The organism is Kushneria aurantia DSM 21353, assembly GCF_000382245.1.
Lineage (GTDB): Bacteria > Pseudomonadota > Gammaproteobacteria > Pseudomonadales > Halomonadaceae > Kushneria > Kushneria aurantia.
In genome coordinates, this window is sequence record NZ_KB907865.1 from 185,295 (window position 1) to 195,798 (window position 10,504).

Genomic DNA, 10,504 nt, shown 5'->3' on the forward strand with positions numbered 1-10,504 from the left:
AAAAGCCGGGGCCGGACACGACCTGCACCGTGCCCGAACATCCGGATGAGAGCGGGAATAGCGGGATCAACCTTTCCACCAGACGAATTCCGGGAACATATAGGCCATCAATCCGCCCAGCGGCACGGTACGCTGCATACCGCCAAGCCGCGTGTCGTAGCCATCGATGTCGCTCAGAAATACCGGAATGCCGATGCCGCCCTCGTCGTGAATCAGCGTCTGCATGTCGGCATACATCTGCCTGCGGGTCGCGGCGTCGGGCTCACTGCGCGAAGCGATCAGAAGCTGATCAAACTTCTCATTGTGCCAACCGGACTCGTTCCATGGCGCGCTGGAGAGGAAGAACTGCGAGAGCAGAATGTTGGCCGTGGGACGCGGATTGATATTGCCAAAGCCCAGTGGATGCTTCATCCAGTGATTGGACCAGTAGCCATCCGCCGGAACCCGGTTGAGCGCCAGCTGCAGTCCGGCGCGCGACGCCGACTGCTGCAGGAACTGCCCCATCTCCTCGGAATAGCTGGCCGCCGGAGAGACCACCAGCGGCACCCTGGCGCCATCCAGGCCGGCCTTTTTCAGCAGCGAAGCGGCGCGATCGGGGTCGTATTCGCGCTGCGCCAACCCATCGAAGTAGTAGGGCGTACCGGGCGCGACGGGTTGGTCATTGGCAACCTCGCCATAGCCGCGCAGCGCGACGCGCAGAATCTGATCGCGATCGAAGAGATACTTCATCGCTTCGCGGAACTCGGGAGCACTGGTCGGCTGCTGATCAACGCGCATGACCAGATCGGTGTAGTTACCCGAGTTGACCGATTTGATGGCACTGCCCTGCGACTGTTCGATACGCCCGGCGTTACGTCCACTGACGCTATTGATCAATTGCACATCACCGGACAGCAGCGCATTGATGCGAGCCGACTCGTCGCTGATGCCAACCATCTCGATGCGGTCGAGCCAGGGTCCTCCCCCTTCACGCCAGTAGTTGTCGTTGCGCAGCGCCACGGAGCGCACCCCGGGAGTGAACTGCTGGCATACGAAAGGCCCGGTACCATTGCCGCTGGCAAAGTCGCTGGTCCCCTCGGCAACGATCATCATATGCGAGACGGCCAGAATCGAAGGCAGCTCGATATTGGGCGAGACGAGATTGATTTCGACACGACGGTCGTCGATGGCACGGACGCTGTCGATCTGCTCGGCCATCGACATCACCTTTGAACCGGTGTCCGGATCCTTGTGACGCATCAGCGAGAAGACGACATCCTGCGGCGTCAGCGATTTGCCACTATGGAAGGTCACGCCCTGACGCAGCGTGAAAACCCAACGCCCGCCGTTGTCGGTGGTTTCGAAGGACTCCGCCAGACAGGGCTGCGGCGTCAACTTTTCATCGAATTGGGTAAGTCCGTTGTAGAAGGTAAAGGCGCGCACATAATCTATGGCGGTGTCGCCCAGAGCGGGATCCAGCGTATCCATGGTCGATGAGGAGTGCGCCGCCACACGGATGCTGCCCCCTTTTCGCGGCGTGCCGTCGCCCGTCTCACCGGCATAGGCCCCGGGTATGCCGGGCAGACTGCCCAGCCCCGCTGCCGCCAGCCCCCCAATACCCAGCAGTTTCAGCGCCTCGCGACGGGATAATCCGTTCTGCATGGCACGGTAAACGAGCTGACTCTGCTGCGGGGAAATCAGCTGAGTTTCACAGTTGTCATCGCACTTCATAAGCCTTCTCCTCGCCGAAAGATCGGCATTGTTGTTGATTCGGATACAGCGCTTATCGAACCTGGTACTGTCTTTTCACTGTTGTCGTTTTTTTCCTGCTCCGGCAGCCCTCAGTGAAGGCGATCCTGCAACCGATACCAGCCTCCTGCCAGCGGCAGAAACCAGGGTTTGCCGAAATGCCCCGGAATCGCCCGCCAGCGCGTTTCCTGCCAGGGAAATTCGTCGCGCTGACCCAGCATCGCCTCGGCCATGAGGCGCCCCATGTGCACCGACATCTGCACACCGTGGCCACTGAACCCCATGACGTAGTACATACCCTCGTGGCGACCGGCATGCGGCAGTCGATCGCGACTCATGTCCACCAGTCCGCCCCAGCAGTAATCGAGACGCACACCGTCCAGTTGGGGGAAGATGGCAACGAGCGCACGGCGCAGAATGTCACCGCTTTTGGCATCGGAGGCGCCACCGGACATGGCAAAGCGAGCACGCCCGCCGAACAGCAGCCGATTGTCCGGCGTCAGCCGGAAGTAATTACCGATAATGCGGCTGGTGACACAGGCGCGCCGACCCGGCAGCAGCCGCTGGCACAGCTCAGGCGACAGCGGCTCGGTAACCACCACGAAACTGCCGACAGGTACCAGCCGGCGGCGAAACCAGCCCAGCGGACCATGCCGGGAGGTACCGGTCGCCAGCAGAAGATTCTCCGCCTTCACCTCACCTTCCGGCGTGGTCAGCCGAAACCCGCCCGCCTCACGGCAGTAGCCGGTCATCGGCGTGTGCTCAACGATGTGGGCACCCTGTTGCGCCGCCGCCTCCGCCAGTCCGACGCCGAAGCGACCCATATGCATCTGACCGCTATTTTTCTGCAGCAATCCGCCGTGAAAATGCGAGGAACCGATCTCGGCGCGCAGTTCCTGCGCCGTCAAGAGTTCGACATCCGCATCGACGTCGCGCCGTATCGCCTCGCCGCTACGCACCAGCTGCTCGTAATGTGCGGGTTTGGCGGCCAGCTTGAGCTTGCCGTTGCGCTGGTAATCGCAGTCGATGGACGCTTCGTCGATGACAGCTTCGACCGAGGCCACCGCCTCGGCGAAGGTACGGTAATAGCGCTTCGCGCGCTCGCGACCCAGCCGCGCCACCAGCCCGGCATAGTCCTGGGCGACACCGGTATTACACTGCCCGCCGTTGCGACCGGAGGCCTCGCCGATCACCCGTCCGGCCTCCAGCACCGCCACTTTCACCCCGGAGCGCGCCAGCGTCAGCGCCGCGCAGAGTCCGGTGAAACCGCCGCCGATCACAACCACGTCGTAACGATCATCCGGCGCCCGGCATCCGGAAACAAAGGGTGGCGCAGTATCCAGCCAGTAGGTGTCGTATTGCATGGCGGCTTCTCCTGTCCGGCGCGGCGTCTCAGAGCCCGACCAGCGCCGGCAGGGCGCGAATATCGGCAATCTCGGTGGCGCCATAGCCGGTGCACCAGGGTTCATGGTTACGCGCCACAAAGGCCTTGTTGCGAATTCCCATGAGATGGGCCGAGATCAGGTCGTAACGAAAGCTGGAGGAGACGTGCAGGATCTCCTCCGGGCGACAATCGAGACTGTCGATCATCGCCTCGAAGGCCGCCAGCCGCGGCTTGTAAACCCTGCAGCTATCGGCGGTGAAAACCCGGTGAAAGGGTACTTCGAGCTTGTCGACATTGGACATGATCTGGCGGTCGTCGGCGTTGGAGTAGATCACCAGCGGTATTTTATCGGCGATCTTCGCAAGCCCCTCGATCACGTCCGGGTGCGGTCCCCAGCTCGGCACCGCCTCGTAAAAACGCATGCCCTCGTTGTTGCGATACTCGATCCCCCAGCGCCGGCAGGTCCGCTCCAGTGCGCTACAGATCACCTCGGCGTAAGGCTTCCAGGCCCCCAGCACCTCATCGAAGCGATAGGCGCCGAAATCCTGTACAAACCCCTCCATATGCGCCGGCTCGGGAAGGCGATCGGCAAAAATTTCGCGCGCCATGGCGCCCATCCTGAAATTGGTCAGGGTGCCGTAACAGTCGAAGGTAATGTACTTCGGGCGCATCATGTCACTCATGGCAGTTCGTCCTTTAATTGGGGAAGACCGCTGCAACGGCCCCTCTTTTTATGGTCAAAGACGTTATGGTCAAAGACGTTATGGGCAAAGACGGCTTTCCTGTGTGCAGAGTGCTTACCAACAGCAGCAGCGAAGAGTGCTGATCCCATTAGAGCACCCACTGCTCAGTGGACGGCACTGAAACGCGCCGCGGGGCCGACATAAAACGCTCTTTGCGACCACCTCGACAGCACAGAATGCGGCGGCACGGCATGACACCGACCGCACGGCGCATGCCTACATCATTTCCGGCTGACGTATCTCTTTGCCCTGCGCAAAACGCTTGAGGTGGTAGGGGGACGGATCGACCAGGGGAGGCGCCCCGGTCGCCAGGTCGGCTGCCAGCCGCCCGCCCCCCGGTCCGATGCCAAAACCGTGGCCACTGAAGCCCGACGCCACGACAAGACCCGGGATCGAGTCGATCGGCGAGATCACGGGTACCAGATCCGGCGTGGTGTCGATCATCCCCGCCCAGGCACCGGCAATGTGTACGCCGCGCAGCTCGGGATATTCGTCATGCATGGCGGCCAGCGCTCTCAGCGCCTGGTTGCGATCGGGCTCGGGGTCGAGAATGCGCTGGCGCTCGAACGGTGAAACTTCATCGAGCTGCCAGCTACCGGCCGCCTCCGGGCCGGCGAAGAAGGAGCGGCCGATGCGCACCTGCAGTTTTTTGGCCAGTTTGCTGCGATAGGCACGATAGAATTTGCTGGCGTAGCGCAATCCCTGGGGGCTTATCTCGATTCTTCCGTGTCCCGGCATGGCCAGGCTGTAGCTGCCGTTCAGACGTCGACAAAGCGCCATTTTCGATGTCACCAGACAGCCCGGAGTGACCTCTGGTGCCGTCGTGGTCTCCAGCGCCGTTCCCATGATATTGGCGGCCGGCAACTCGATACCGTGACGTCGGCACAGCCGAGAGCTCCAGGCGCCACCGGCGCAGATAACGCGGGAGGCTTCGACCAGTCCGCGCTCGGTCCAGACCCCCCTGAGCTGCCCACCGGCGATCTCCAGACCCCGTACCGCACAGTTCTGCTGCACATTGGCGCCCTGCGCCTGCGCGCCGGCAGCGATCGCCGGGCAGGCCATCGACGGCTCGGCGCGGCCGTCGTCGGGCGACCATACCCCCCCCAGCCACTGCGAGGTGCTGCCGGGGGTGCGCGTGCGCGCCTCGTCGGCACTCATGAGATAACTGATAAAACCCTGCTCGCGGGCCCGCCGCCCCCAGTCCGCCCACTTGTCCATGCTCTGCTGGCTCTGCGTAACATAGACAATGCCGCTGCGCCGGAAGCCGACATCGCGACCCATTTCGGCGGAGAGCGCCCCCCAGCGCTGTAGACTGTGCATCGCCAGCGGCAGCTCGAACATGTCACGGTTCTGCTGGCGCACCCAGCCCCAGTTGCGACTCGACTGCTCGGCGCCGATCAGCCCCTTTTCGAACAGTGCGACCGACACGCCATCCCGGGCCAGTTCATAAGCCGCGCAGGTGCCGATAATGCCACCACCGATCACCGCCACATCGACGTGCCGGGGAAATTCGGGACTATTGCCAACGGCATCCACCTTGACCCACATGCCATACACCTCGTGTCAGCGGCGAAACCGCGCTATGACGCTATATCGATGAGAACGCTCTTGTGGCGCAGATTCGCTTCGAAGGCGGCACGCCCCAGGTCGCGACCGATCCCCGAGCACTTGTAGCCCCCGGTGGGCAGGATGTAGTCATGACTACGACCGTAGCGATTGACCCACACCGTGCCTGCCGACAGCCGTCGTACCACGCGCAGCGCGCGGCTCAAATCGGCGGTATGGACGCCCGCCGCCAGGCCATATACTTCATGCTCGGCCAATGCCAGCGCCTCCTCCTCATTCTCGAAGGTCTGCACCGTCAATACCGGTCCAAAGATCTCTTCGGCGATCGCCGGATTGTCGCGCTCACCGATCGCCAGCAGGGTGGGCCGGTAGAAACAGCCCCCGCCCTCCTGCTGCGGCGAGAAGCGCTCCCCGCCGCACAGCACTTCGGCGCCGGCATCACGCGCGCGGCCAACCGTTGCCGCGATGCGATCAAGCTGGACCGACGAGATAATGGGTGAAAAGGGCGACCCCGACTGCCAGGTAGGCCCGGGCGCCAGGCTGGCGAACTCGGCCATCAGACGCTCGACCATGGGGGCCAGCAAAGAGCGCTCGATCACCAGCCGCGAACCGGCTACACAAACCTGACCGGCATTACCGGTAATCGCCCGCGCCAGAGTCCGGGCGGTGCGGTCCAGATCGGGAATATCGGCAAACACCAGCTGCGGGCTCTTGCCACCCAGCTCCAGCGTTACCGGCCGCGGACCGGTTTCGGCACAGGCCGTCATGATCCTGCGGCCGGTCGCGGTCGAGCCGGTGAAGGTCACCTTGTCGATCTGCGGATGGCGACACAGCGCCTCGCCGGTCACCGGCCCGCTGCCCTGCACCAGATTGAATACTCCGGGCGGCATACCCGCCCTGATCGCCAGTTGCGCCAGCCGTACGGCACTGAAGGGCGTCAGTTCGGATGGCTTGAGTACCACGCTGTTACCCGCTGCAAGCGCCGGGGCGATCTTCCAGCAGGTCATGGCCAGCGGAAAATTCCACGGCGCAATGGCCGCCACCACGCCCATCGGCTCGGCAATCTGCATGCCAAGACTACTGGCAGCGGTAGCCGCGACCTCGCCCCCATGTTTGTCGGCAAATTCAGCAAAGAAACGGATCCCCTCCGCCGTATAAGGCACATCCCAATCACGCGCCTGTTCGACGGGGCGACTCGACCCCAGCGCCTCCAGTTTTGCCAGCTCATCGACATCGGCCTCGATCAGATCCGCCCAGCGGCGCAGGATACGCCCTCGTTCGCGCGGCGCCTGGCGCCACCAGTCACCGCAGCGGAAGGCCCTGCTCGCGTCGCTGACCGCTTCATCGACCCCGACCTCACCGGCCTCCGGCAGCTCGGCATAGACCCGACCGTCCGACGGCCGCGCCACCGGCAGCCGCCCCTCCCCTTCAACCCGACGGCCGGCAATGAAGTGGGCACAGGGAATGGCCACCCGATCGGGTTCAAAGGCGATCCTCTCGCTATCAAAAGCGGGCATGTCACTCTCCGCTGAAAGCTGAAAACACAGGCTTGAAAATGATGGCAGCGCCTTGATCTCGCCTGCCGCATCCGCCTTTTTCATGCTAGAGCGAATTCCGCCGCATAAGGTGCCGAGTCGGGCGCCTGCAAAAGCACTTGATGCGTTGATCGGGTTCTGCGGCAGGCAAATCTGCCGAATTCTCTCGCCCTGCATGGCAGGCATGGCACTTGCTCGCGCCGATGCTTAAGGTTATGGGCGCAACGGCCCCACCATGAACCTTGCCACCAGGGAGTCCCGGTCATGTCAGCTCATTCCACCAGCGCACAAAAGCAAAAGAGTGACGCCGGCCCCTATCGATGGTGTCGTTTCGAAGACAACGACCTGACCGCAGCGCTCGAACTCTCCACAGCACTGGGCTGGCCTCATCGCCGCGAAGACTGGGCACAGATGCTGGCGCTGGGAGAAGGGATCGCCCTGAAGGATGGCAACGGCGCGCTGATCGGTACCGGTTTTCGCATCGACCAGAACGACACAGCGACGCTGGGATTGATCGTTATTCACGACCAATGGCAGGGCAAGGGGCTGGGGCGCGCCCTCACCTCACGGCTTGTCGAGGCAGGCGGGGCAGCTACTCTGATGCTGGTCGCCACAAGCGCCGGCGCGCCGCTTTATCGCCGGCTGGGATTCGAACCGTGCAACCGGGTCTTGCAATATCAGGGCGTGATACAGGCCGTACCACCGACCCGCCCGCCGCAGGGGCTGCGCCCGATCGAGACAGCAGATCGGCAAGCAGTGGCGGCACTCGAGGCGGGCAATCAGGTTTACGGCCTGGCCCTGCGTGAAGCCGAGGATGGTGTCATTATCGAAGACCGGGGACGCCTTGTCGGCCTCGCGCTGCGCCGACCTTTCGGCCGCGGCGAGCACATCGGCCCGGTGCTGGCAGAAAACGCCGAGCAGGCCAGAGCGCTGATCGCGGCCCTGCTTGCACGGGCCGAAGGCCGCTTTGTGCGCCTCGATCTGGTTGATCCCGTGGAGGATGAGTGGCTGAGCCCTTTTGGATTGAAGCGTGTGGATCAGGTCGAACGTATGTACCGCGGCACGCCCCCCACTGAAGGACGACTGCGACGTTTTGGGCTGATGAGCCAGGCGATGGGGTGAGGAGATATGGTAGATGATGCGCTGAGCGCCGCTATCGCGGACCTGACACCACAGCTGGTCGCGTGGCGGCGTGACTTTCATCGATACCCGGAGCCGGGCTGGTGTGAATTCCGCACTGCCAGCCTGGTCGCCGAAGAGCTTGCGCGCCTGGGCTTCGAGGTCAGCGTCGGCGAGTCGGTTCTTGAAGCTGCATCACGGCTGGGCGTACCCGATGAGGACACCCTTGACGGTGCGCTTGCACGCGCCCGGCAACAGGGCGCGGCCGAACCCTGGCTAGCCGCTCTCGCCGGCGGCATGACCGCTGTTGTGGGTGTATTGGACAGCCAGCGCCCCGGCCCTACCCTCGCCTTTCGCTTCGATCTCGACGCGCTCCCGGTTGTCGAGTCCTCGACGAACACCCACTTCCCACGACGACAGGGCTTTGCATCGGTTAATCCGGCATTCATGCACGCTTGCGGGCACGACGGCCACACCACCATCGGCCTTGGTCTGGCGCATTTGCTCGGCCGGGGCGCGCTCTCTTTCGCCGGCAGAATCAAATTGATCTTTCAGCCCGCCGAGGAAGGCGTCAGGGGCGCGGCTTCGATAGCCGCGGCAGGCGTCGTCGACGACGTCGACTATTTCATCGCCGCCCATCTCGGGCTTGGTCAACCCCAGGGCACTCTGGTATGTGGTGCCGACGGCTTCATGGCAACCACCAAACTGGATGTGCGCCTGACGGGGCAATCGGCGCACGCTGGCGGCCGCCCGCAGGAGGGCCGCAACGCGCTGCTGGCGGCTGCCCACGCCACAATCGGATTACACGCCATCGGGCCTCATGGTGATGGTGTCTCGCGCCTCAACGTCGGCCGCCTGACGGCCGGGCAGGGCCGCAACATCATTGCCGATACGGCCTGCCTGGAGCTGGAAACCCGTGGCAGCTCTACTGCCATCAATGACGACATGGAACGTCGTGCGCGAGAAGTGATCGCCGGTGCCGCGGCAATGCAGAATGTCGAAGTCGACATTATTCGGGTGGGCGCCGCTGACAATTGTGGCGCCAGCCCCGAACTGGTCACTCGCCTTGCCGACTGTCTCGAAACGACTTCGCTGTTCGAGCACATTATTCGCCACGATACCGCCCCGATCGGCTCGGAGGACGCCACGTCGCTGATGGCCAGAACGATCGCTCAGGGTGGCCAGGCCACCTACCTGATCCTGGGCACGCAACTTGCCGCAGGCCATCACCACCCGTGCTTTGACTTCGATGAAGCGACGCTGCCGGTCGCCGTCGAATCGCTGGCGCGGATCGTACGCGAACTTACCTGTTCCTCCTGATGACCCCCTCCTTCAAAATCCGCAGCCCACGCTCTGAAGAGCACGGTCCACCCCCCTTGGCAACCTGAGGTGCCGTCATGTCTTGACGCGGCGGTGTACATCTCTCGGGTTGAAGTTGGCCGGACGACACTCGGCGCCCTGCCGCTTAAAGGCACCGAGTGTGCGTCAAGGGCGACATTCAGGCCCTGTCGGGCGGTTCAGTCGCGGCGATAAGTGCCCACCAGGCGGCTCATGCCGAGAATATGCGGCTCGAGCTTTTCAAGCAGCTCCGACTGCGTCAGCCCCTCGGGCAGCTCGGTCAGGGTATCCAGCGCCAGCACCCAGAAATAGTACTGGTGTGTCCCGTGTCCCTCCGGCGGCATGGGGCCGCCGTAACCAATGGCATTGCCATCATTGATACCGGCGGTGCCCTGCGTCGTATCCTCCTCCAGCGAAGTGACCCCCGCCGGCAGGTTGTAGAGCAGCCAGTGGACATAGCCATAACGGCTCTCCTTGACCAGCGGCGCATCCGGGTCGTGACAGATGACCGCAAATCCTCGGGTTTCCGCCGGCACCTCCTTCCAGCTCAGTGCCGGTGACAGATCCTCACCTTCTGCCGAATGGCGCCGGGGAATCGCCTCACCCGGTGCAAAGGCGGTGCTTTCGACTTGCATGCTGGACGGTGCAAAAGGCATTTATGCGACTCCCATGAAATGCATTGAGTGGTGACTTGAGCGAGGCCATCACGGCGTCGTCCTACCATGGTAGATGATGATCGTGGCCCGGGATTCAACCCGGCACGCCACTGCTCTCTCCCCTGTATCAAACGGCCGGGATCGGGTAGGGGCCGGGGTTGCCCCCGGCGCCCTCCCACACCACCGTACGTACCGTTCGGTATACGGCGGTTCATGAAGAACGGGTAAGCCATCTTACCGTATCCAGTACCGAGATCAGGCCTTGCTGCTCGAACCACCTCCGCGGCAAGGCCTGATTCATGTGCGAGGCACCGGCATTCCACCAGGGACCTCGCCCATTCCCCGTTGACTTCCACGCACGGTATGCATCCAGACCCAGCCCCAGAAGCTTGCGGCACCGAGTTCCGGGTCGTTTCCACTGCCGCCATACCACGC

The 10,504-nt window shown here is 63.3% G+C and carries 8 protein-coding genes; 2 read left to right on the forward strand and 6 right to left on the reverse strand.

Annotation, left to right across the window (positions count from 1 at the left end; genetic code table 11):
• Positions 1-66: 66 nt before the first annotated feature.
• The 5 genes from H146_RS0104930 to H146_RS0104950 form a co-directional block, all read right to left on the reverse strand.
• Positions 67-1,710, reverse strand: coding sequence for an ABC transporter substrate-binding protein (locus tag H146_RS0104930; protein ID WP_019950753.1), 1,644 nt, complete (start codon positions 1,708-1,710; stop codon positions 67-69).
• 110 nt (positions 1,711-1,820) lie between these two features.
• Complete coding sequence (locus H146_RS0104935; RefSeq protein ID WP_019950754.1) at positions 1,821-3,092, reverse strand: NAD(P)/FAD-dependent oxidoreductase; 1,272 nt, start codon at positions 3,090-3,092, stop codon at positions 1,821-1,823.
• Positions 3,093-3,120: 28 nt separating this feature from the next.
• The gene (locus tag H146_RS0104940) at positions 3,121-3,795 is read right to left on the reverse strand and encodes a haloacid dehalogenase type II (protein ID WP_019950755.1); all 675 of its coding nucleotides are present in this window, start codon (positions 3,793-3,795) and stop codon (positions 3,121-3,123) included.
• Between the two features lie 276 nt (positions 3,796-4,071).
• Positions 4,072-5,403 (reverse strand): NAD(P)/FAD-dependent oxidoreductase, encoded by a 1,332-nt coding sequence (locus H146_RS0104945; protein WP_019950756.1) that lies wholly within the window; start codon positions 5,401-5,403, stop codon positions 4,072-4,074.
• Positions 5,404-5,435: 32 nt separating this feature from the next.
• The gene (locus H146_RS0104950; RefSeq protein ID WP_026351762.1) at positions 5,436-6,938 is read right to left on the reverse strand and encodes an aldehyde dehydrogenase family protein; all 1,503 of its coding nucleotides are present in this window, start codon (positions 6,936-6,938) and stop codon (positions 5,436-5,438) included.
• A gap of 282 nt (positions 6,939-7,220) precedes the next feature.
• Here H146_RS0104950 and H146_RS18460 point away from each other — a divergent pair, with 282 nt between their 5' ends.
• Together H146_RS18460 and H146_RS0104960 are read left to right on the forward strand one after the other, a co-directional pair.
• Positions 7,221-8,078 carry a GNAT family N-acetyltransferase gene (locus H146_RS18460; RefSeq protein ID WP_019950758.1) on the forward strand — a complete coding sequence of 286 codons (858 nt, stop codon included), beginning with the start codon at positions 7,221-7,223 and terminating at the stop codon, positions 8,076-8,078.
• 6 nt (positions 8,079-8,084) lie between these two features.
• Positions 8,085-9,395 (forward strand): amidohydrolase, encoded by a 1,311-nt coding sequence (locus H146_RS0104960; RefSeq protein WP_019950759.1) that lies wholly within the window; start codon positions 8,085-8,087, stop codon positions 9,393-9,395.
• A gap of 197 nt (positions 9,396-9,592) precedes the next feature.
• Here H146_RS0104960 and H146_RS0104965 read toward each other — a convergent pair whose 3' ends face one another.
• Positions 9,593-10,069 (reverse strand): YbhB/YbcL family Raf kinase inhibitor-like protein, encoded by a 477-nt coding sequence (locus H146_RS0104965; RefSeq protein ID WP_019950760.1) that lies wholly within the window; start codon positions 10,067-10,069, stop codon positions 9,593-9,595.
• Positions 10,070-10,504: the final 435 nt, after the last annotated feature.

Excerpts from the sequence above, each read along its gene's own strand:
- H146_RS0104965 (WP_019950760.1), bottom strand. The coding sequence starts at position 10,069 with ATGCCTTTTGCACCGTCCAGCATGCAAGTCGAAAGCACCGCCTTTGCA.
- H146_RS0104960 (WP_019950759.1), top strand. The coding sequence starts at position 8,085 with ATGGTAGATGATGCGCTGAGCGCCGCTATCGCGGACCTGACACCACAG.
- H146_RS0104945 (WP_019950756.1), bottom strand. The coding sequence starts at position 5,403 with ATGTGGGTCAAGGTGGATGCCGTTGGCAATAGTCCCGAATTTCCCCGG.
- H146_RS18460 (WP_019950758.1), top strand. The coding sequence starts at position 7,221 with ATGTCAGCTCATTCCACCAGCGCACAAAAGCAAAAGAGTGACGCCGGC.
- H146_RS0104950 (WP_026351762.1), bottom strand. The coding sequence starts at position 6,938 with ATGCCCGCTTTTGATAGCGAGAGGATCGCCTTTGAACCCGATCGGGTG.
- H146_RS0104940 (WP_019950755.1), bottom strand. The coding sequence starts at position 3,795 with ATGAGTGACATGATGCGCCCGAAGTACATTACCTTCGACTGTTACGGC.
- H146_RS0104930 (WP_019950753.1), bottom strand. The coding sequence starts at position 1,710 with ATGAAGTGCGATGACAACTGTGAAACTCAGCTGATTTCCCCGCAGCAG.
- H146_RS0104935 (WP_019950754.1), bottom strand. The coding sequence starts at position 3,092 with ATGCAATACGACACCTACTGGCTGGATACTGCGCCACCCTTTGTTTCC.